General features: G+C 70.8%; 20 protein-coding genes. 13 read left to right on the top strand and 7 right to left on the bottom strand.

Going from position 1 to position 21620, the window contains the following annotated elements; genetic code table 11:
- Positions 1–101 precede the first annotated feature (101 nt).
- The 3 genes from OHA55_RS19145 (at position 102) to OHA55_RS19155 (ending at position 5203) form a co-directional block, all read left to right on the top strand.
- A complete protein-coding gene (locus OHA55_RS19145) occupies positions 102–2108 on the top strand; it encodes a PQQ-binding-like beta-propeller repeat protein (protein WP_266707924.1) in 2007 nt (668 codons plus the stop codon).
- A 70-nt stretch (positions 2109–2178) separates the two neighbouring features.
- Positions 2179–4224, top strand: a complete 2046-nt coding sequence (locus OHA55_RS19150) for a PQQ-binding-like beta-propeller repeat protein (protein WP_266707926.1) — start codon at positions 2179–2181, stop codon at positions 4222–4224.
- Positions 4225–4474: 250 nt separating this feature from the next.
- Positions 4475–5203, top strand: a complete 729-nt coding sequence (locus OHA55_RS19155; protein WP_266707928.1) for a response regulator transcription factor — start codon at positions 4475–4477, stop codon at positions 5201–5203.
- Positions 5204–5296: 93 nt separating this feature from the next.
- Here the strand turns inward: OHA55_RS19155 and OHA55_RS19160 are convergent, their stop codons facing one another.
- Positions 5297–5593, bottom strand: coding sequence for a hypothetical protein (locus tag OHA55_RS19160; RefSeq protein ID WP_266707930.1), 297 nt, complete (start codon positions 5591–5593; stop codon positions 5297–5299).
- Between the two features lie 14 nt (positions 5594–5607).
- The gene (locus tag OHA55_RS19165) at positions 5608–7278 is read right to left on the bottom strand and encodes a sodium:solute symporter family protein (protein ID WP_266707932.1); all 1671 of its coding nucleotides are present in this window, start codon (positions 7276–7278) and stop codon (positions 5608–5610) included.
- Positions 7279–7522: 244 nt separating this feature from the next.
- Here OHA55_RS19165 and galT point away from each other — a divergent pair, with 244 nt between their 5' ends.
- From galT to OHA55_RS19185, 4 genes are all read left to right on the top strand, one after another.
- Entirely contained in the window at positions 7523–8566 is a 1044-nt protein-coding gene (gene galT / locus OHA55_RS19170; RefSeq protein ID WP_266707934.1) for a galactose-1-phosphate uridylyltransferase, read from the top strand.
- Positions 8563–9546 (top strand): UDP-glucose 4-epimerase GalE, encoded by a 984-nt coding sequence (galE, locus tag OHA55_RS19175; protein ID WP_266707936.1) that lies wholly within the window; start codon positions 8563–8565, stop codon positions 9544–9546. The genes galT and galE overlap by 4 nt, the downstream gene beginning before the upstream one ends.
- Positions 9543–10730 (top strand): galactokinase, encoded by a 1188-nt coding sequence (gene galK / locus OHA55_RS19180; RefSeq protein ID WP_266707938.1) that lies wholly within the window; start codon positions 9543–9545, stop codon positions 10728–10730. The genes galE and galK overlap by 4 nt, the downstream gene beginning before the upstream one ends.
- A 456-nt stretch (positions 10731–11186) precedes the next feature.
- On the top strand, positions 11187–11957 hold the full coding sequence (locus tag OHA55_RS19185; RefSeq protein WP_266707940.1) for a response regulator transcription factor: 771 nt from the start codon (positions 11187–11189) through the stop codon (positions 11955–11957).
- On the opposite strand, the gene OHA55_RS19190 is transcribed toward OHA55_RS19185, so the two are convergent.
- Complete coding sequence (locus OHA55_RS19190) at positions 11916–12413, bottom strand: MarR family winged helix-turn-helix transcriptional regulator (RefSeq protein ID WP_266707942.1); 498 nt, start codon at positions 12411–12413, stop codon at positions 11916–11918. The two genes, OHA55_RS19185 and OHA55_RS19190, sit on opposite strands and share 42 nt — an antisense overlap.
- Before the next feature lie 117 nt (positions 12414–12530).
- On the opposite strand from OHA55_RS19190, the gene OHA55_RS19195 reads away from it, so the two are divergent.
- The 3 genes from OHA55_RS19195 to OHA55_RS19205 all read left to right on the top strand — a co-directional run bounded on the left by OHA55_RS19195 (position 12531) and on the right by OHA55_RS19205 (position 14848).
- Complete coding sequence (locus OHA55_RS19195; protein ID WP_266707944.1) at positions 12531–13334, top strand: trans-aconitate 2-methyltransferase; 804 nt, start codon at positions 12531–12533, stop codon at positions 13332–13334.
- A 116-nt stretch (positions 13335–13450) separates the two neighbouring features.
- Positions 13451–14176, top strand: a complete 726-nt coding sequence (locus OHA55_RS19200) for a hypothetical protein (RefSeq protein WP_266707945.1) — start codon at positions 13451–13453, stop codon at positions 14174–14176.
- A gap of 102 nt (positions 14177–14278) precedes the next feature.
- Positions 14279–14848: a Uma2 family endonuclease gene (locus OHA55_RS19205; RefSeq protein ID WP_266710809.1), complete on the top strand. Its 570-nt coding sequence runs from the start codon at positions 14279–14281 to the stop codon at positions 14846–14848.
- 90 nt (positions 14849–14938) lie between these two features.
- Here the strand turns inward: OHA55_RS19205 and OHA55_RS19210 are convergent, their stop codons facing one another.
- Together OHA55_RS19210 and OHA55_RS19215 are read right to left on the bottom strand one after the other, a co-directional pair.
- The gene (locus OHA55_RS19210; RefSeq protein WP_266707947.1) at positions 14939–15625 is read right to left on the bottom strand and encodes a TetR/AcrR family transcriptional regulator; all 687 of its coding nucleotides are present in this window, start codon (positions 15623–15625) and stop codon (positions 14939–14941) included.
- Complete coding sequence (locus OHA55_RS19215) at positions 15622–16626, bottom strand: fatty acid desaturase (RefSeq protein WP_266707949.1); 1005 nt, start codon at positions 16624–16626, stop codon at positions 15622–15624. The genes OHA55_RS19210 and OHA55_RS19215 overlap by 4 nt, the downstream gene beginning before the upstream one ends.
- Before the next feature lie 349 nt (positions 16627–16975).
- Between OHA55_RS19215 and ppc the strand changes: the two genes are divergently transcribed.
- Entirely contained in the window at positions 16976–19708 is a 2733-nt protein-coding gene (ppc, locus tag OHA55_RS19220) for a phosphoenolpyruvate carboxylase (RefSeq protein ID WP_266707951.1), read from the top strand.
- 96 nt (positions 19709–19804) lie between these two features.
- Here ppc and OHA55_RS19225 read toward each other — a convergent pair whose 3' ends face one another.
- Positions 19805–19975, bottom strand: a complete 171-nt coding sequence (locus OHA55_RS19225) for a hypothetical protein (protein WP_266711216.1) — start codon at positions 19973–19975, stop codon at positions 19805–19807.
- Positions 19976–20043: 68 nt separating this feature from the next.
- Complete coding sequence (locus OHA55_RS19230; RefSeq protein WP_266707953.1) at positions 20044–20343, bottom strand: hypothetical protein; 300 nt, start codon at positions 20341–20343, stop codon at positions 20044–20046.
- Between the two features lie 146 nt (positions 20344–20489).
- On the opposite strand from OHA55_RS19230, the gene OHA55_RS19235 reads away from it, so the two are divergent.
- Both OHA55_RS19235 and OHA55_RS19240 read left to right on the top strand, forming a co-directional pair.
- The gene (locus OHA55_RS19235; protein ID WP_266707955.1) at positions 20490–21323 is read left to right on the top strand and encodes a helix-turn-helix transcriptional regulator; all 834 of its coding nucleotides are present in this window, start codon (positions 20490–20492) and stop codon (positions 21321–21323) included.
- Positions 21320–21532, top strand: a complete 213-nt coding sequence (locus OHA55_RS19240; RefSeq protein ID WP_266707957.1) for a DUF397 domain-containing protein — start codon at positions 21320–21322, stop codon at positions 21530–21532. Before OHA55_RS19235 ends, OHA55_RS19240 begins: the two co-directional genes overlap by 4 nt.
- Positions 21533–21620 lie beyond the last annotated feature (88 nt).

Genomic DNA, 21620 nt, shown 5'->3' on the forward strand with positions numbered 1-21620 from the left:
GGGGGAGTCCCGGAGGTTCGTCGCACGACGTCTTCCGGTCCCCGCGGGATCGCGGGGGAGGCCGGAACGGGCACCGGAACCGCACGAAGGGGGACGTGCTGATGACTCAGCCGCCCAGCCAGCAACCGCCGCAGGGGGGCTCGGGGACTCCGCAGGAGCCTTTTGACGGGTCTCCTCCGCAGCCCGCCGCGCAGCCTCCCGGCACACCGCCCCCGTCGGCCCCGCCCGCACCTCCGGCGCAGCCCCCGGCCCCCGGCGCCCCGGCGTACGGCTACCCCCAGGCCCCCGGCCCGTACGGCCAGCAGCCCCCGGCCCCCGGAGCGCCCGGCTACGGCTACCCCCAGGCCCCCGGCCCGTACGGCGCGCCGCAGTCCGGCCCGTACGGCGCGCCGCAGTCCGGCCCGTACGGCCAGCAGGCCCAGCCCCAGCCCGGCCCGTACGGCCAGCCGCAGGCGCCGGGCCCGTACGGCGCGCCGCAGTCCGGCCCGTACGGCCAGCAGGCCCAGCCCCAGCCCGGCCCGTACGGGCAGCCCCAGGCCCCGGGCCCGTACGGCGCGCCGCAGCCCGGCCCGTACGGCCGGCAGGGCTACCCGGGGCATCCGGCACCCCCCGCAGTTCCGCCTGCCTCCGGTTCCGGCTCCGGCTCCGGGTCTTCGGGCGGGCGCGGGTTCTTCCGCGGCCGGACCGGGGTGATCGTCGCCGCGGCCGTCGCGGTGGTGATCGTGGCCGCGGTCGGTGTCGGCTTCGCGGTCGGCGGGGACGACGATCCCGGTGGGAAGCCGGTCGCCCACGGAAGTTCGGACACCAAGGGCGATGCCGGGCCCAGCACTTCGGCCTCCCCCGACGACGGAGAGGGCGGTGCGCAGGACGACCTGAACGCCGACCGCAAGGCCGGTGAGGCGAAGGTCCTCTGGTTGAAGGAGAACGACCTGAAGCTGCCGCTCAACGGCACTGTGGTCCGCGGCCCCTGGATCGTCGGCGACACGCTGGTCAAGGCCGCCTACCGGGGCATCGCCGGGTACTCGCTCGCCACCGGCGAGGAGAAGTGGAACCTGACGTTCGACACCGACATCTGCGCCGCGCCCGTGAACGCCACGGCCGACGGCAAGGTCGTCCTCGGGCTGAAGGACTCCGACGGCGACCGGGCGAACTGTGTGCGGCTCCAGCAGGTCGACCTCGCCGCCGGCAAGGCGGGCTGGAAGAAGACGATCAAGCAGGACGGCATCTGGGACCTGCTCTCCGAGATCGGTCTGGCGATCAGCGGCGACACCGTGACGGTCGGCCGTTCCGGTGGCACGGACGCGTTCCGGGTCAGCGACGGCAAGGAACTGTTCGGTGCGCCGGAAGGCAACTGCCGCCCGGTCGCCTTCGCCGGTGGGCCGAAGCTCATCGCCGCCCTCAACTGCACCGTGGACGACCCGGAGAACCCGCAGCAGCAGATCCAGCAGCTCGACCCGGTCACCGGTAAGGCGCGTTGGACGTACCAGGTGGGGCGCGGCTGGGAGGTCGACAAGGTGTACTCGGTCGACCCGCTCGTCGTGTCGATGGTCCAGGACCAGAAGAAGGCGTGGGGAATCCTCGTGCTGAAGGACGACGGCACGGTCCGTTCCCGGCTGGCCAGTGACCCGGGGGACAGTTTCGCCCCGAACTGCGGGAGTTCGTTCCAGATCTTCGCCAAGTCCTTGGACGACTGCCGCGGTGTCGCGGCGGACGCCGACACGCTCTACATGGCGACCAAGGCGGCCAGCGCCAAGGACCGCACCAACAAGGTGGTCGCCTTCGACCTCGACTCCGGTAAGCCCAGGTGGAGTTCGGCCTCCCCGGCCGACCGGTTCATGGAGCCGGTCAGGATGGACGGTGCCAACCTGATCGTCCACTTCGAGGCGTCCTGGGACAAGGGCGGGGCCGTCGCCTCCATCGCGCCGACCGGGGGCGCGCCGAAGGTCCTGCTCCAGCACCCGGAGTCCACGGCGACCGTGGAAGAGATGACCTCCGGCGGTAAGTTCCTCTGGCTGGACGGCCGGTCCGTCATCGTCGCCAGACAGCTCACCGAGGCCAACAACCGGGGTGACGACCGCGAGACCGCGATGATCTCGTTCGGCAAGTGACACCGCCGCACCCGGGCCCCGCGCCCGACTCCCCCCGCCCCGACCAACCTTCCCCCGAGGTACGTACGCCATGACCCAGCCTCCCCCACCCGCGTCGCAGCCCGGCGAGCCGCCGAAGGGCGGGTTCGGCGCGCCGCAGGACCCGCCGGCCGGCGGATTCGGCGCCCCGCCGCCCTCCCCGTACGGCACGCCCCCGCCGCCGCAGGCCGCGCAGGAGCAGCCCCCGGGGCCGTACAACGCCCCGCCCCAGGCACCGCAGCCGCCGCAGGCTCAGCCCCAGCCGCCCCAGCCCCAGGCACCGCAGCCGCCGCAGACTCAGCCCCAGCCGCCCCAGCCCCAGGCACCGCAGCCGCCGCAGACTCAGCCCCAGCCGCCGCAGTCGCCCCAGCCCCAGCCGCCCCAGCCCCAGCCGCCGCAGGCTCCGGGCGCCGGGCCCGCGTACGGGTACCCGCAGGCTCCGGGCCAACCGCAGCCGCAGCCCGGCTACGGCTACCCGCAAGCCCCGCCCGGGTACGGCTACCCGCAGACGCCGACCTCCTCGCAGCCCGGCCAGCCGGGCTACTTCGGCCAGCCCGGTCCCGGGCAGCAGCCGGGGTACGGATACCCGACCCCGCCGCAGTTCGCGCAGCCGCAGACGCCCGCGGGCACCGGCGGCAAGAAGCTGAACGCCCAGATGAAGATCATCATCGGGGCGGCGCTCGCCGTGGTGCTGATCGTCGGCGCCGGGATCGTCTACTCGGCGTCCGGGGACGACGGGGGCACGGACGTCTCCACGGCCGGCCCGGTGGGCGGCAGCGGTGGCGGCGGCGGTGACAAGGGAGGGGACACCGGTGGTCTCGCCGGAGGCACCGAGAAGGTGCCGGCCTCCACCAAGTCGCACGTCGCCTTCGAGATCCCGAAGCCGGCCGTCTCCGACGTCACCACGGTCTACGGCTCCTGGGTCACCGACAAGGCGTACGTGAAGACCGGGATGTACGAGGTCGCCGGGTACGACCTGGAGAAGGGCACCAAGCTCTGGTCGGTCCCGACGGCCGGGCAGGTCTGCGCGGCCTCCCGGCACATGACGGAGGACCACAAGACCGCGATCCTCTTCCAGGAGGGCAAGCCGACCGCGGCGGACAAGTACCCGTCCTGCAACACGCTCGGCGCGCTCGACCTGGACACCGGCAAGATGATCTGGTCGAAGTCGGTCGTCGCCTCCTCCAACGGCGACGAGCCGGTGCACTTCTCGGAGGTGACGGTCAGCGGCACGACCGTCGCCGCGGGGGGCACCGACGGCGGTGCCGCCCTCGACATCACCACCGGTGCCCAGCTCTGGGCCCCGAAGATCTCCACCGACGACTGCTACGACACCGGTTACGCCGGAGGCCCGGCGCTCGTCACCGTCCGCAAGTGCGGTTCGTACGACGACCCGAAGATCTCCATCCAGACGCTGGACGCCAAGACGGGCGCCCCGCTCTCCTCGTACGACATGCCGCCGGGCGTCGAGTACGCGGCGGTCGTCTCCACCAAGCCCCTGGTGGTCGCCGCCGACATCGGCGACACGGCCGGTGACGGCTCCAGCATCTCCGACTACTTCTCCATCGACGCGGAGACCGGCAAGCTCATCGTCCGGATCTCCGCAGACGCCGACCGGTACGCGGGGGAGTGCGGTTCCACCGAGGTGGAGCGGTGCGTCGGCATGACGGTCGGCAACAACCGCCTGTACGTGCCCACCGAGTCCCACGAGGGAACCGCCGAGTACGGCGACACCAACGAGATCGTCGCCTTCGACCTCACCACCGGCAAGCTGCTCGGCGCCCGCGCCGACGCGGGCGAGCGGTACAGCATGGTCCCGCTCCGCATGGACGGCACCAACGTCATCGCGTACAAGGTGCCGCCGTACGACAAGGGCGGCCAGGTCGTCTCGCTCGACGGGGAGACCCTGAAGGAGACGGTGCTGATGGAGAACCCCAGCACCGAGAAGATCCGGGACCGGGAGACGTACTTCGGTTACGACCGGGGCGAGTTCCTGTACGAGAAGGGCCGGCTCTTCCTGTCGCCGGACATGCTCAGCGAATCGAGCGGCACGGACGACGATTCCAAGCTCCTCGCCATGGTGTTCACCACCGGCTGACCCCCGCGGGGAGACGCGGGAGCACAGCGGGACGGCCCCGCCGGTCGTCGGAAGACCGGCGGGGCCGATCGTTTTCCGTCAACCCTGTGACATGCGAAGCAGAAGAAATCGGCCTTCTGGGGGGCTTCTGCCACGAATGGGCGCCACGGCGTCGAACAAGCGTGTAGCTTGCCGGGTCTAGGCCGGGGGGCCGACGGTCGTGGCACACATGCGCACGGCGGTTCACGGCGGTACTGGGGGTATCTGCGCGATGAGCGTGCGGCTCATGGTGGTCGACGACCACCGCCTGCTGGCCGAGGCGCTCGCCTCGGCACTCAAGCTCCGGGGGCACCGCGTGCTCGCGGCCACGGCTCCGACGTCGGGCGCCGCCGATCTGGTCATAGCCAGGGCCCCGGAGGTCTGTCTCTTCGGGACGGCGTCTCCGGCCGCGCCGGGCACCTTCGATCCGGTCGTGCGGATCGGACGGGAGCGCCCGCAGGTGGCGGTGGTGGTGCTGGGCCCGGTGCCCAGCCCCCGTGGGATCGCGGCGGCCTTCGCGGCCGGAGCGGCCGGATACGTCCGGCACGACGAACGCATCGAGGGCGTGGAGCGCGCCATGATGAAGGCCAGGGCCGGTGAGGCGTCGGTGGCGCCCGCCCTGCTCAGGGGGGCCTTCACGGAGCTGCTGCACCCGGTGGAGAAGCCCGACGACGAGGGCCAGCGGTTGCTGCGGCTGCTGACGCCGCGCGAGGCCGAGGTGTTGGTACGCGTCGCCGAGGGCGAGGGCACCCGGCTGATCGCCGCCGGGATGCGGATCGCTCCGAGCACCGCGCGCACCCACGTCCAGCGGGTCCTGATGAAGCTCGGGGTGGGTTCCCGGCTGGAGGCCGCCGCGCTCGCGGCCCGTACGGGGCTGCTGGACCGGGCGGCCGTCCACACGGCGATGGGCGCGGCACGGGACGAGGGGTACGACACGGCGCAGGGGCCGGACGCGCCCTGAGTTTCGGGCGGGTCCGGCCCCTGCGGGAACCGTGGGGGACGTGCGGTGCGGCCGGTCGGAGCGTGTCGCGAATGCGGCGCCGTCCGCCCGGGCTCAGTGTCCGGCGGGTCCGTCCTGCCCGATGGGCTCGGCCGGGGCCTGCGTCGGGCGCAGCCACATCCAGACCAGGAACAGCAGCCCGAGGACCAGCATCGCGAGGCCGGTCCAGAGGTTGATGTTGACGCCCTGGGCCTTCTTGAGGTCGGCGTCGGACGGGTTGATGCCCGCGATGGTGACGATGACTCCGTAGACCACGAAGAGACCGCCGATGATCCGCCTGATGTCGAAGAGGCGTGCCGCCGTGGCGGACTTGCTCTCCAGGTCGGAGACTTCCTTGTGCAGCTCGGACATGGTGGTTCCTCCGATCAGAACGAGTAGGGGATGTAGCAGGCGGCGGCGATCACGATGGCGCCCCAGCCCAGCAGGGCCGGCTTGCGGTACCACGCGGAGTCGGACTCCTCCGGCACCTCGGGGGCGTCGGGGGACTCGGTGCCGTAGACGAGACCGGCCAGTTCGGCTTCCGGCTTGGGGGCCGTGAAGAGGGTGACGATCACCATGACGACCGCGCCGGCGACGAAGCCGACGATGGCGGAGACGAAGTTCGCGCCCTGGTCGGTCGGGATGCCGATGATGCCCTGCTTGTAGAAGACGAAGTAGTTGATCATCGCGGCGGTGGTACCCGCGACCAGGCCCCAGACACCGGACTTCATCGACGCGCGCTTCCAGAACATGCCGATGATGAAGACGACGAACATCGGGACGTTGAAGAACGAGAAGAGCGTCTGCAGGTAGCTCATGATGTTCGAGAAGCTCGACGCGATGAACGCGGTGCCGATCGAGGCCAGCACGCCGACGGCGGTGACGCCGCGGCCGAACTTCAGGTAGTACGCGTCCGGCTTGTCCTTCTTCACGTACCGCGCCCAGATGTCCGTGGTGAACACCGTGTTGAACGAGGAGACGTTGGCGGCCATACCGGCCATGAACGCGGCCAGCAGGCCGGTCACGGCGATGCCGAGCACACCGTTGGGGAGCAGTTCGCGCATCAGCAGCGGGATGGCGTCGTTGTACGTCAGGTCCGAGCGGTCGGTGCCGATGTTCGGGACGACGACGGCGGCGACCATGCCCGGGATCATCACGAGGAAGACGATGAAGATCTTCGGGAACGCGGCGATGAGCGGGGTGCGCTGTGCGGCCGAGAGGTTCTTCGCGGACAGGGCGCGCTGCACCTCGGCGAAGTTGGTCGTCCAGTAGCCGAAGGAGAGGACGAAGCCGAGGCCGAGGATGATCGTCAGCCAGTTCGCGCCGAGGGCGTTGCTGTCACCGATGCCGGTACCGCTCCAGGCGGACATGAAGCTGGAGCCGTGGCTCTTCTCCAGCGAGTGGGTCAGACCGTCCCAGCCGCCGACCCGCTTGAGGCCGAGGATGGTCAGGGGTATGAGCGCGGCGAGGATGACGAAGAACTGGAGCACCTCGTTGTAGATCGCCGAGGAGAGTCCGCCGATGGTGATGTAGAGCAGGACGAACACACCGGCGACGACGATCGCGACCCAGCGGTCCCAGCCCAGCAGCGCCTCCACGACGATCGAGAGCGCGTAGAGGTTGACGCCGGCTATCAGGATGGCGGCGAAGGCGAACAGGGCCGAGCTCAGCACGTGGGCCGACTTGTCGAACCGCTGGAGCAGGAACTCCGGGACGGACCGGACCTTCGAGCGGTAGTAGAACGGCATCATCACCAGGCCGAGGAAGACCATGGCGGGGATGGCGCCGATCCAGTACCAGTGGACGACCGAGACGCCGTACTGCGCGCCGGTCGCCGCCATGCCGAGGATTTCGGTGGCACCGAGGTTGGCGGCCACGAAGGCCAGGCCGGTGACCCAGGCCGGCAGGGAACGGCCGGAGAGGAAGAAGTCGAGGCTGGTCTTCACGCTGGCGCGGGCCGCGAAGCCGATGCCGAGGACCACGACGAAGTAGATGGCCAGGATTGTGTAATCGAGGCCGTTCGTGGGGAGCCGGAGCCCTTCAGCCAGATAGTTCATGGGGGTACTCGCTTCGTTGCGCGAACTGAACCTGATGAAACCTACGCCCCTGCGTTCGATAACTGAACAAAGCAACTGGTGTTCTTTGTTTGATCGTGATGAAGAGGGGCGGAATGACCCGATGTAAAGACTCAGGTCTTCACTTAAGTAAACACAGTGGAGCAAGTTGTCTACAAAGAGTTACGTCATTGACGCTCCTGTTGGCTTGTGATTAATTATGTTTAGTTATGTTTGGAGGAACCTGGTGAAGAAGACGGCAACGACCCTCGCCGACGGTCGGGAACTGATCTATTACGACTCCGCCGAGGGCACCGTGCGGGACGCGGTGGACCGCAGGCCGCTCGACGCCGTCGCCACCTCGTCCGAGATCCGGCGCGACCCGCTCCTCGGGGACGCGGTGGCCATCGCCTCCCACCGCCAGGGCCGCACCTACCACCCGCCGGCCGACGAGTGCCCGCTCTGCCCCTCCCGGGACGGACGGCTCAGCGAGATTCCGGACGACAGCTACGAAGCTGTCGTCTTCGAGAACCGCTTCCCCTCGCTCGCCGGGGACTCCGGCCGCTGCGAGGTCGTCTGCTTCGCCTCCGACCACGATGCCTCCTTCGCCGACCTCACCGAGGACCAGGCCGCGCTGGTCCTGGCCGCCTGGACCGACCGCACGGCCGCCCTCTCCGAGCTCGACCAGGTCGCCCAGGTCTTCCCCTTCGAGAACCGCGGCGCAGAGATCGGTGTGACGCTCGGTCACCCTCATGGCCAGATCTACGGCTACCCCTTCGTGACGCCCCGAACCGAACTGATGTTGCGTTCGGCCGTGGCCCACCGCGAGGAGACCGGACGCAACCTCTTCGAGGACGTCGTCGCCCGCGAGATCGCCGAGGGCGACCGGATCGTCCTCACCGGCGAGCACTGGGTCGCCTTCGTCCCGTACGCCGCCCACTGGCCCTACGAGGTGCACCTCTACCCCCGCACCCGCGTCGCCGACTTCCGCGGGCTGGACGACGCCGCCCGCGCGGAGTTCCCGCAGATCTACCTGGAGCTGCTGAGGCGCTTCGACCGGATCTTCGGCCCCGACGCGCCCCCCACCCCCTACATCGCCGCCTGGCACCAGGCGCCGTTCCGCGCCCCCGGGCGCGAGGAGCTCGCCCTCCACCTGGAGCTGTTCACCATCCGTCGTACGCCCGGCAAGCTGAAGTTCCTCGCCGGATCGGAGTCCGGCATGGGAGCGTTCATCAACGACGTGCCGCCGGAGACCGCGGCCGAGCGACTGCGAGAGGTAGCGAGCAAGTGAGCAGCAGTACCCCGAAGAAGTACCTGGTCACCGGCGGCGCCGGTTATGTGGGCAGTGTGGTCGCCACCCACCTGCTGGAGGCCGGGCACACCGTGACCGTGCTCGACGACCTCTCCACCGGCTTCCGGGAGGGCGTCCCCGCGGGCGCCGAGTTCATCGAGGGCCGCATCCAGGACGCCGCGAAGTGGCTCGACGGCTCCTACGACGCCGTCCTGCACTTCGCCGCGTTCTCCCAGGTCGGCGAGTCCGTCGTGAACCCGGAGAAGTACTGGCTCAACAACGTCGGCGGCACCACCGCGCTGCTCGCCGCGATGCGGGACGCCGGGGTGCGCACCCTCGTCTTCTCCTCCACCGCGGCCACCTACGGCGAGCCGGTCTCCAGCCCCATCACGGAGTCCGACCCGACGGCCCCCACCAACCCGTACGGTGCCACCAAGCTGGCCGTCGACCACATGATCACCGGCGAGGCCGCCGCCCACGGGCTGGCAGCCGTCTCGCTGCGCTACTTCAACGTGGCCGGCGCGTACGGGAACACCGGCGAGCGCCACGACCCCGAGTCCCACCTCATCCCGCTGGTGCTCCAGGTCGCCGCCGGCACGCGCGAGTCGATCTCCGTCTACGGCGACGACTACCCCACCCCCGACGGCACCTGCGTCCGCGACTACATCCACGTCGCCGACCTCGCCGAGGCCCACCTCCTCGCACTGGGCGCCGCCACCTCCGGCGAGCACCTCATCTGCAACCTGGGCAACGGCAACGGCTTCTCGGTCCGCCAGGTCATCGAGACCGTCCGCGAGGTCACCGGCCACCCGGTCCCGGAGGTCGTCGCCCCGCGCCGCGCCGGCGACCCTGCCGTCCTCGTCGCCTCCGCCGCCACCGCCCACGAGCGCCTCGGCTGGACGCCGAGCCGCCCCGGGCTGGCCGGAATCGTCGCCGACGCCTGGGCGTTCGCCCGCCGAGAGGAGAACACCGCATCATGACCGACTTCACCGGGTCCACCGTCACCGAGGCCGAACTCGCCGCCTCCTTCCGCGCGCTGTACGGCACCGAGCCCGAAGGGGTATGGGCCGCCCCCGGGCGCGTCAACCTCATAGGCGAGTACACCGACTTCAACGACGGCTTCGTCATGCCGCTCGCCCTCCCGCACGTCGCCCGTGCCGCGGTCGCCCGGCGCACCGACGGACAGCTGCGGCTGCACTCCACCGACGTACCCGGCGGGATCGTGCAGCTCGCCGTCGACGGCCTGACCCCCAACGAGGGCCACGGCTGGGCCGCGTACCCGGCGGGTGTCGTCTGGGCGCTGCGCCGGGCCGGCCACGAGATCACCGGCGCGGACATCCAGCTCACCTCCACCGTGCCGACCGGCGCCGGGCTCTCCTCGTCCGCCGCCCTCGAAGTGGTCGTGGCGCTCGCGCTGAACGACCTCTTCGGCCTCGGCCTGAGCGCCGCCGAGCTGGCGGTCCTCGGCCAGGCCGCCGAGAACGACTTCGTCGGCGTGCCCTGCGGTGTCATGGACCAGATGGCGTCCGCCTGCTGCACCGACGGCCACGCCCTCCACCTCGACACCCGCGACCTTGCCGTGCGCCAGGTGCCCTTCGACCTGGCCGCCCACGGGCTGCGCCTGCTGGTCGTGGACACCCGCGTCAAGCACGCGCTCGGCGACGGCGCCTACGCCGAGCGCCGGGCCGGCTGCGAGGAGGGTGCCCGCCTGCTCGGGCTCGGCAAGCTGCGCGAGCTGTCGTACGAGGACCTGCCGGACGGTCTCGCCCGGCTGGAGGCGGCCGGCGCGGACGAGTCCGTCGTCCGCTACGTACGCCACGTGGTCAGCGACAACGCCCGGGTGGAGCAGGTCATCGCGCTGCTCGATGCCGGGGACGTGCGTGCGGCGGGCCCCGTGCTCACCGAGGGCCACCTCTCGCTCCGCGACGACCTGCGGGTCTCCTGCGAGGAGCTGGACCTCGCCGTGGCGACCGCCAACGCGGCCGGCGCGCTCGGTGCCCGCATGACCGGCGGCGGCTTCGGCGGCTCGGCGATCGTGCTGGTCGAGGAGTCCGACGCCGAGGCGGTCTCCAAGTCGGTGCTCGACGCCTTCGCGGCGGCGGGCCACGCGGCCCCCGGCATCTTCTCCGCCGTCCCCTCGCAGGGCGCGCGCCGCCTGGTCTGACCCGCCCGCGGTCACCGCCCCCGCACCACACCCGCGTGTACGAGCGCCGGGACCGGCCCCACGGCCGTGCCCGGCGCTCCGCCGTTCCGGGGGGCGGCCGCATCCGTTCGACGACTCTGTCCGAGTGCAGAATGCGCCCTCGTTCGTCCACTTCCTGTCCCACGACGGGACAGGAAGCACCCCCGGAACGCCGGGGACGGTCACTTCCGCGGAATCGGCATCCCGTGCGCCCGTGCGCCCGTACGCTGATGTGCAGCACCGGTGGGGGCCGGTGCCGTTCAGGGGCCGGGACGGGCGGTGCGGCACCCGGGCGCAGACGGCGGCTCTGCACGCACGGCGGGGCCGTGCGGACGGCTTCCCCTCTGCGGGTCTCGGGCGTCACCACCGCCCCGACGCGTTCCCGCCCCGGTCCGGACTCAGGAAGCCGGCCCGGGACCGTCCCATTGGGGGGTAGACGTGGCCCGTATCCGGGTTCTCGTGGTTGACGACCACCGTATTTTCGCCGAATCGCTCGCCGCGGCGCTCGCCGCCGAGCCGGACGTCGACGTGGCCGCGGCGGGCAGCGGCCCGGCCGCACTGCGCTGCCTCGACCGCGCCGCCACCGAGGGCCGCGCCTACGACGTCATGCTGGTCGACGCCGAACTGGGCGGCACGACGGCGGTCGGCGGGATCCCGCACCAGGGCGGCCCGGTCGACGGGCTCTCGCTCGTCGCCGGGGTCCGCGAGGGCCGGCCGGGCGTCCGCACGGTGGTGCTCGCCGAGCGGGACGATCCGCGTCGGGCGGCTTCGGCGCTGCAGGCGGGGGCCTCCGGCTGGGTCGCCAAGGACTGTTCCCTGCAACGCCTGTTGGCGGTCATCCGTGGGGTGCTGCGCGGCGAGACCCATCTGCCGCCGGCCCTTCTCACCGGCGTACTGCGGGAGTTGACGGCTGCACGCAAACACCGCACCGAGAGCGAGCTGTTGGTGGAGTCGCTCACCCCGCGCGAGCGGGAGGTGCTGCGCTGCATGGTCGCGGGGCTGGGGCGCAAGGCGGTGGCGGAGCGGCTCTATCTCTCCCCGCACACGGTCCGTACCCACATGCAGAACGTCCTGGGCAAGCTCGGGGTGCATTCGACGCTGGCCGCCGTCGCGCTGGCACGCAGGGCGGGTGTGGGTCCGGTGGACCTGACGTCCGAAGTGGTGGTACTACCCGGGGACGTTGTCGAACGGGGCAGTCAACTGGCGTAGCAGGTCGGCGAGTTCGCCGCGCTGACGCGAGGAGAGCTCGCCGAGGATGGCGCGCTCCTGGTCGAGCAGTCCGGCCAGCGACTGGTCGGCCTTGTCGCGCCCCTCGGCGGTCAGCCGGACCAGCACCCCGCGCCGGTCGTTGGGGTCGGGGAGGCGCTCCACGAGGTTCTTCTTGGTCAGCCGGTCGATGCGGTTGGTCATCGTGCCGGAGGTGACCAGGGTCTGGGTCAGCAACTGGCCGGGGGAGAGCTGGTACGGGGAGCCGGCCCGGCGCAGCGACGTGAGGACGTCGAACTCCCAGGGTTCCAGGTTGTGCTCGGAGAACGCGATGCGGCGGGCCCGGTCGAGGTGGCGCGCGAGGCGCGACACCCGGCTGAGGACCTCTAGTGGTTCCACGTCGAGGTCGGGGCGCTCGCGGCGCCATGCTGCGACCAGACGGTCGACCTCGTCCTCCATGTCGATCAGTGTAGAGGGTCTGTCGACATGAAGTCTCTTGGTTTCGAGCGTCTTGAAGGCAAGTGCCTCGATGGCGAGTATCTTGACGTCGAGATATATCGGGGTGATGCTGGAGACATGAGCGAATCCGCCTGGGATCCCGGTCAGTATCTCCGCCACGCGGAGCACCGGGCGCGTCCCTTCCTCGATCTCCTCGCCCGCGTCGGCCGGCTCCCCGCCGACCCCGGCCCCCGCATCGCCGACCTCGGCTGCGGCCCCGGCAACGTCACCGTCCTCCTCGCCGAGAGGTGGCCCGGGGCCCGTATCACCGGCTACGACAACTCCCCGCAGATGCTGGAGCGGGCCCGCGGCCTCGCCACCGCCACGCTCGACTTCGCCGAGGCGGACGTGGTCCGCTGGGTCCCCTCGGAGCCGTACGGCCTGATCGTCTCCAACGCCCTGCTCCAGTGGGTCCCCGGTCACGCCGACCGCTTCCCCGCCTGGCTGGACGGCCTCGCCCCGGGCGGCACCCTCGCCTTCCAGGTCCCCAGCAACTTCGACGCCCCCAGCCACGCCCTGATGCGCGGACTCGCCGAATCCCCCCGCTGGCGGGGCCGCCTGGGCGGACTCCTCCGCCACGACGACGCGGTCCTGGAGCCCGCCGCCTACTACGACCGGCTCACCGCCGCCGGCTGCGCGTCGGTGGACGTCTGGGAGACCACGTACCTCCAGGTCCTGCACGGCGACGACCCGGTGCTCGACTGGGTCAAGGGCACCGGCCTGCGCCCGGTCCTCGCCGCCCTCGCCGACGACCCCGAAGCCCTCGACGCCTTCCTCACCGCCTACCGCGACCTGCTGCGCACCGCCTACCCGCCGGGCCGCGACGGCACCGTCTTCCCGTTCCGGCGGATTTTCGCCGTCGCCCGGAAGGGCGCCGCGTGAGGGACCGCCGTGTGACGGGACTGCCGTGCTGGCGGGACCGCCGTGTGGCGGGACTGCCGTGTGACCGGCGAAAACCTCTGGACGGACCGCACCGGCCCGGGGCAGGCTCCGCACCCGTGACGACGACGAAGCGCTCCCTGGTCCGGCGGTCCGCCCGCAACAACGCCGAGTGGTGCGCGGTGATGAGCCGTACGCACGGGGTCCCCGGCGGGTTCGGGGATCAGGTGTGGGCGGCACCGGCCCGCACCCCGCCGTACTACCCCGACGCGGTGACCCTGGGCCCCGGAGCCGATCCGGCCGCCGTCCTCGGGGGCATCGACCTCACGGCGCCCGGTGCCACCGTCAAGGACAGCTTCGCCGACCTCGATCTGACGACGGCCGGCTTCCGGGTGCTGTTCGACGCCGAGTGGATCCACCGCCCGGCCGGCCCGCCCGCCTGCTTCGACGGCACCCCCTGGGAGGTGGCCGGGGCCCCGGACGCGGTACGCGCCTGGGCGCACGCCTGGGACGACGGCGGCGGCGACGCGCACCTGTTCGGGCCCGCCCTCCTCGACGAACCGGACACCTTCCTGCTCACCGCCCGCGCGGCGGACGGAACGGTCACCGCCGGGGCGGTGGCGAGCCGCAGTGAGGGCGTGCCGGGCGGGGGTGTGCTCGGCCTCTCCAACGTCTTCGCCCGGCACGGCGGCACCGACGCCGCCTGGCCCGGGGCCCTGGACGCGGCACACCGGCTCTTCCCCGGGCTGCCGGTGGTCGGCTACGAACACGGCGAGGAGCTCGACACCGCTCTGCGCCACGGCTTCACCGCCACGGGCCCGCTGCGCGTCTGGCTGCACGGCTGACAGGTCTCCCGACGCCCGGCCCGTACACGGCACCGTGCTCCGATCCACCACGAATCGTGGGGCGGCCCATAAACTGGGAGCAGGAGGTGCCCAGTGACGGTCATGGAACACCGGCCGCAGATGCGGTCCGAGGAGTTCGAGCGCATCGCCGCAGCCGCCGAGCGCGAGGGCGTCCGCCTGGAGTTCGTCCACGGCAGGCTGGGGGTCAAGGCCGTGCCCGACGGCGACCACGACGAGATCATTCGCTGGCTCACGCGGCGCTGTATGCAGCACCGCCCCGAACTGTGGCTCTACCCCGAGCGCGGCCTGAAGATCGAGACCTACCGCAACGGCAACGCCAAGCCCGACGGCACGCTCGCACCCGAGGGGGCCTTCGCCGGCCAGGGTGAATGGGCCTTCCCCGATCAGGTCCTCATGATCGTCGAGGTCACGTCCTACGACGCCGACACCGACCGGCGCGACAGGGAACAGAAGCCCGCCGCCTACGCCGAGACCGGCATCCCGGTGTATCTGCTGATCGACCGTGACACCTGCGAGGCCCTCGTGTACAGCGAGCCCGACGCCGGTTCCTACACCAAGATCCTGCGCCGCCCCTTCGGCAAGGCCATCGAGATCCCGGCCCCCGTCGGCTTCACCCTCGACACCGAACCCCTCAAGGACTGGGTGCGCTGACCGCCCCGATCCGCGGAGCACGCCCGCCCGCACGCCGAAGGGGCCCCGCCGAGTAGCGAGGCCCCTTCCGCGTGTGTACGCGATCGCGTCTCAGCTCTTGCGGTGCCCTATCAGCCGGGGCTTGGACTCCAGGTTCTCCAGGCCGTGCCAGGCCAGGTTCACCAGGTGCGCCGCCACCTCCGCCTTGCGGGGCTTGCGGACGTCCAGCCACCACTGGCCGGTGAGGGCCACCATGCCGACCAGGGCCTGCGCGTAGAGCGGGGCCAGCTTCTGGTCGAAGCCCCGGGCCTTGAACTCCATGCCCAGGATGTCCTCGACCTGCGTGGCGATGTCGCTGATCAGCGAGGCGAAGGTGCCCGTCGACTGGGCGACCGGCGAGTCCCGGACGAGGATGCGGAAGCCGTCCGTGTACGTCTCGATGTAGTCGAGCAGCGCGAACGCCGCCTGCTCCAGCAGCTCACGCGGGTGCCCCGCGGTCAGGGCACCCGTCACCATGTCGAGCAGCTGGCGCATCTCCCGGTCGACCACGACCGCGTACAGGCCCTCCTTGCCGCCGAAGTGCTCGTACACCACCGGCTTGGAGACCCCGGCGCGTGCCGCGATCTCCTCCACCGAGGTCCCTTCGAACCCCTTGTCGGCGAAGAGGGTGCGACCGATGTCCAGCAGCTGCTCGCGCCGCTCCTTCCCGGTCATCCGGACCCGCCGGGTCCGGCGCGCGGGGGGAGGGCTGCTCTTCTCGCTGCTCGTGCTGCCGTCGGTCGCCACGGTGCCCATCATGCCGCGTCGGCGGGCACGGCCTCGCGCCGGGACTCCTTGCGTCGTGAGTCGATGCGGTCGGCGTCCGGCCAGCGGACGTCGTACGCCCAGCCGAATTGCTCGAACCAGCGGATCAGGCGGGCGCTGGAGTCGATCTGGCCGCGCATCACCCCGTGCCGGGCACTGGTCGGGTCGGCGTGGTGCAGGTTGTGCCAGGACTCGCCGCAGGACAGGACGGCCAGCCACCACACGTTCCCCGACTTGTCACGGGACTTGAAGGGACGCTTGCCGACCGCGTGGCAGATCGAGTTGATCGCCCAGGTGACGTGGTGGAGCAGTGCCACGCGTACCAGCGAACCCCAGAAGAACGCCGTCGCCGCACCCCACCAGGACATCGTCACCAGGCCGCCGACCAGCGGCGGGATTCCCAGCGAGATGATCGTGAAGGTCAGGAAGTGGCGGGAGATCGCCCTTATGGCCGGGTCCTTGACCAGGTCGGGGGCGTACTTCTGCTGCGGGGTCTGCTCCTCGTTGAACATCCAGCCGATGTGCGCCCACCAGAGGCCCTTGATCAGGGCCGGCAGCGTCTCGCCGAAGCGCCACGGCGAGTGGGGGTCGCCCTCGGCGTCGGAGAACCGGTGGTGCTTGCGGTGGTCGGCGACCCACCGCACCAGCGGGCCCTCCACGGCCAGCGAGCCGGCGACGGCCAGCGCGATGCGCAGCGGGCGCTTCGCCTTGAAGGAGCCGTGCGTGAAGTAGCGGTGGAAGCCGATCGTGACGCCGTGGCAGCCGATGTAGTACATCGCCACCATCAGCCCCAGATCGAGCCAGCTGACGCCGTGGCCCCAGGTCAGCGGCACCGCCGCCACCAGGGCCGCGAACGGCACCACGATGAAGAGGAGCAGCGCGATCTGCTCGATCGACCGCTTGCTGTCACCGCCCAGCGTGGCGGAGGGGAGTGGATCGGGACCGGGTCCTGCCGGTGGGTCCGGCTGGTCGGTCAGATCGGGGCTGATGGTCATGTGGTCCCCCGGGGGGTGAGGAGAACAAATCGGAATCGGCCTTGGCTACGGGACCGTAACCTACGGGATCGTAAGTTATTCAGTGACGCGGCCCACACCACCAGACCACGTTCCGTGCGCCGTTCGTGGTATCCCCTGCCCCCGTACGGGTAAAGCCTGTACGGATCCGGCCTTCGAATGCGCTGCCCGTCCCACCCTGTGAGGCCACCGGACGCGCCGAGGCCGGTGACACATATCCTGGAAGGGTCGGACAGCGCGGTCCGCACCCCGCTCGTCCCGGGGGCGGCAACAGCACGCTGCGGCCGTTGGCCCCGGATTCGTGCTCAACCACTGCAAGGAGCCGCACACTGTGAGCAGTGCCGACCTGACCCCTGCCGCCAGCAGCCCCGAACTGCGGGCCGACATCCGCCGCCTCGGCGACCTGCTGGGCGAGACCCTGGTACGCCAGGAGGGCCCGGAACTCCTCGAACTCGTCGAACGCGTTCGCGCCCTCACCCGTACGGACGGCGAAGCGGCGGCCGAACTCCTCGGCGACACCGACCTGGAGACCGCGGCGCAGCTCGTGCGCGCCTTCTCCACCTACTTCCACCTGGCCAACGTCACCGAGCAGGTGCACCGCGCCCACGAGATGCGCGACCGCCGTGCCGCGGAGGGCGGACTCCTCGCCCGTACCGCCGACCGCCTCAAGGACGCCGACCCCGAGCACCTGCGCGAGACGGTCAAGAACCTCAACGTGCGGCCCGTCTTCACGGCTCACCCCACCGAGGCCGCCCGCCGTTCGGTGCTGAACAAGCTCCGCCGCATCGCCGCCCTGCTGGAGACGCCCGTCATCGAGGCCGACCGCCGCCGCGTCGACCTGCGGCTCGCGGAGAACATCGACCTCATCTGGCAGACCGACGAGCTGCGCGTCGTCCGCCCCGAGCCGGCCGACGAAGCCCGCAACGCCATCTACTACCTCGACGAGCTGCACGCCAACGCGGTCGGCGACGTCCTGGAGGACCTCTCGGCCGAACTGGAGCGCGTCGGCGCCCCGCTGCCCGAGGGGACCCGCCCGCTGACCTTCGGCACCTGGATCGGCGGCGACCGCGACGGCAACCCCAACGTGACGCCCGCCGTCACCTGGGACGTGCTGATCCTGCAGCACGAGCACGGCATCACCGACGCCCTCGAACTCATCGACCACCTGCGCGGACTGCTCTCCAACTCCATCCGCTACACGGGCGCCACCGAAGAGCTGCTCGAATCCCTCCAGGCCGACCTGGAACGCCTCCCGGAGATCAGCCCGCGCTACAAGCGGCTGAACGCCGAGGAGCCCTACCGGCTCAAGGCCACCTGCATCCGCCAGAAGCTCGTCAACACCCGCGAGCGCCTCGCCAAGGGCACCCCGCACCGCCCCGGCTGCGACTACCTCGGCACCTCCGAGCTCCTCGCCGACCTCACCCTTATCCAGACCTCCCTGCGCGAACACCGCGGCGGCCTCTTCGCCGACGGCCGGATGGACCGCACCATCCGTACGCTGGGCGCCTTCGGCCTCCAGCTCGCCACCATGGACGTACGCGAGCACGCCGACGCCCACCACCACACCCTCGGCCAGCTCTTCGACCGGCTCGGCGAGGAGTCCTGGCGCTACAGCGACATGCCGCGCGACTACCGGCAGAAGCTCCTCGCGAAGGAGCTCCGCTCCCGCCGCCCGCTCGCCCCGACCCCGGCTCCGCTGGACGCGGCGGGCGCGAAGACCCTCGGCGTCTTCCACACCATCCAGGAAGCGTTCGAGCGGTTCGGCCCCGAGGTCATCGAGTCCTACATCATCTCGATGTGCCAGGGTGCGGACGACGTGTTCGCGGCTGCTGTCCTCGCCCGCGAGGCGGGTCTGCTGGACCTGCACGCCGGGTGGGCGAAGATCGGCATCGTGCCGCTCCTTGAGACCACGGACGAGCTGCGCGCCGCCGACGTCATCCTCGACGAGATGCTCGCCGACCCCTCGTACCGGCGTCTGGTCTCGCTGCGCGGTGACGTCCAGGAGGTCATGCTCGGGTACTCCGACTCCTCCAAGTTCGGCGGGATCACCACCTCCCAGTGGGAGATCCACCGCGCCCAGCGCCGGCTGCGCGACGTCGCCCACCGCTACGGCGTACGCCTGCGCCTGTTCCACGGCCGCGGCGGCACCGTGGGCCGCGGTGGCGGCCCCTCGCACGACGCGATCCTGGCCCAGCCCTGGGGAACCCTGGAGGGCGAGATCAAGGTGACCGAGCAGGGCGAGGTCATCTCCGACAAGTACCTGATCCCGGCGCTGGCCCGCGAGAACCTCGAACTCACCGTCGCGGCCACCCTGCAGGCCTCCGCCCTGCACACCGCGCCGCGCCAGTCCGACGAGGCGCTGGCCCGCTGGGACGCGGCGATGGACACCGTCTCCGACGCCGCCCACTCCGCGTACCGCCGGCTGGTCGAGGACCCGGACCTGCCCGCGTACTTCCTCTCCTCCACCCCGGTCGACCAGCTCGCCGAGCTGCACCTGGGCTCGCGCCCCTCGCGCCGCCCCGACTCGGGCCTCGGCCTCGACGGACTGCGCGCCATCCCGTGGGTGTTCGGCTGGACCCAGTCCCGCCAGATCGTCCCCGGCTGGTTCGGTGTCGGCTCCGGCCTCAAGGCGCTGCGCGAGGCCGGTCTGGACACGGTCCTGGACGAGATGCACGGCCAGTGGCACTTCTTCCAGAACTTCCTGTCCAACGTCGAGATGACGCTGGCCAAGACGGACCTGCGGATCGCCCGTCACTACGTCGACACCCTGGTGCCGGACGAGCTGAAGCACGTCTTCGACGTCATCGAGGCCGAGCACGCCCTGACCGTCCAGGAAGTCCTGCGGATCACCGGAAACACCGAGCTCCTCGGTACCAGCCCGGTCCTCCAGCAGACCTTCGCCATCCGTGACGCCTACCTGGACCCGATCTCCTACCTCCAGGTCGCCCTCCTCAAGCGCCAGCGCGACGCGGCGGCGGCCGGCGAGGAAGCCGACCCGCTCCTCGCCCGCGCCCTCCTCCTCACCGTCAACGGTGTCGCCGCGGGCCTCCGCAACACCGGCTGATCCAGCGGTACTCGGCACATCGGGCGCCCCTGTCCGGACCTTCGGTGGTCCGGGCGGGGGCGCCTGCGTCTCGCGCACGGGGCCGGCCGTCCATGTTCAGCCGAGGCCGCTCCGGCTGCTGCGATTGTTCGCCACGGCGAGCGATGCCTTCAGTCGCTCCTCCGGAGAGGCGCGGCGGACGGAGTGCGGAGCGACGTCCCACTCCCTGCCCCCGCCGAGCGGCCGCAACTGTACGTAGGCGCCGACGAAGCCCATGACTTCACCCACTCTTCCGGTGCCTTCATCGAGGGCGACAGTTCCGAGCCCGAGGGGTGGAACCGGAGGAAGGGGCCGGTTCACTCCGTGTCCGCTCGCGCTGTACGCAGCACACGGACCAGCCGCGCCGCCGTCGTAGGGTTCACCCGGCCCAGCTCGATCAGCGGGCAGGCCGCAGTCGTCACCGTGTACGAAGGCAGGTCGAGTCCGAGCGACGGCAGGGTGATGCCTAGCCGCCGCAGTTCCCCGGTGAGGGCATCGACAGCGGCCTGCGCGTCGGCATGTGGGTCCTCGTCCCCTTCGCTCCCGACCTTGGCGCCGGAGGACGCGGGAAGGGGTTGCGCGGAGGCGAGCGAGGTCCTGTGCGTGTTTTCGTTCATGCTCACAGCGTGGCGGTCAAGGGCTACGCTCAGTAGGGGGCGCGTGCCAACAGCAGCGTTGTGGGCTCCCGCCACCGTGAACATGCAAGAGCGACTCGACGCACGGTGCCGACGGGCCGCTGGGAAACACCGAGGAGTCGTGGCCGATGACCGCGCAGCACCAACAGGACCCCTACACGTCTCCGAGGGCTTTCTACGGCGCCGAGTTACGCCGGGAACGCGAGGCTCGCGGCCTTTCCCAGGACCAGTTGGGGGAGAGGGTCTTCTGCTCCGGCACCTACATCGGCCAGTTCGAGTCGGCAAAACGTCTGCCTCAGCCGGACGTGTCCCGGCTGCTGGACGAGGTGTTCGGTACGGGTGGGTACTTTCAGCGCCTCTGTCGGCTCGCCCGGAAGTCCAAGCACGCGGAGTACTTCGCGGACGCGGCGGAGCTGGAACAGCGGGCACTGACGATCGGTGAGTTCGCACCGATGCTGGTTCCGGGACTGTTGCAGACGGAGGGGTACGCGCGAGCGCTGGTCGAAGCCGCCCAGCGTTTCGAGCCGCAAGAGGTCGTGGAGGGATTCGTCACGGCCCGTCTGGAGCGGCAGAGGATTCTCGCCGCGCCAACAGCGCCGTTGTTGTGGGTCGTCCTGCACGAGTCCGTCCTGCGCGTCCAGGTCGGCAGCTCCACGGTCATGGCCGAGCAACTCGACAGTCTGGTAGCGGCAGTGAAGACCAACCGTCGTCTGCTGATGCAGGTCCTCCCCTTCGCGGCAGGAGCTGCTGCGTTTCTCAACGGCACTGCCATCCACATGACGTTCGAGGATGCCCCGCCGGTCATTTACACGGAGAGTGCCTTCACCGGGCAGTTGATCGAGAAGCCCTCGCTGGTTGCCCAGTATGTGAGGGCCTACGATCTGACGAAGGCCGCTTCGTTGCCACCGGAAGCGTCCCTCCAACTTCTCGAATCCGTGGCGAAGGAATACGCGAGACAATGACATCGGTACCTGATCTGGCCTCTGTTGTGTGGCGCAAGTCCTCGCACAGCAACGGTGACGGCGGCGCGTGTCTCGAAGTTGCCTCCCTCGCAGGCTCGACGCCTGTCCGGGACAGCAAGGTGCCTGAGGGGGCCGTTCTCCTTGTTTTGAGCTCGGCTTGGGAGTGCTTCGTGGAGGCAGTCAAGGAGGGGACGCTCCGCGAACGCTGAGGCGGTGCGGTTCTGGTGAGCCGTTTCCTGGTCTCGAGGGAGACCGGGTTTCCGTGTCGTCCGCTCGTACGCGATCAGCGGACGCCAA

Origin of the sequence: Streptomyces sp. NBC_00102 (assembly GCF_026343115.1) — a bacterium.
Lineage (GTDB): Bacteria > Actinomycetota > Actinomycetes > Streptomycetales > Streptomycetaceae > Streptomyces.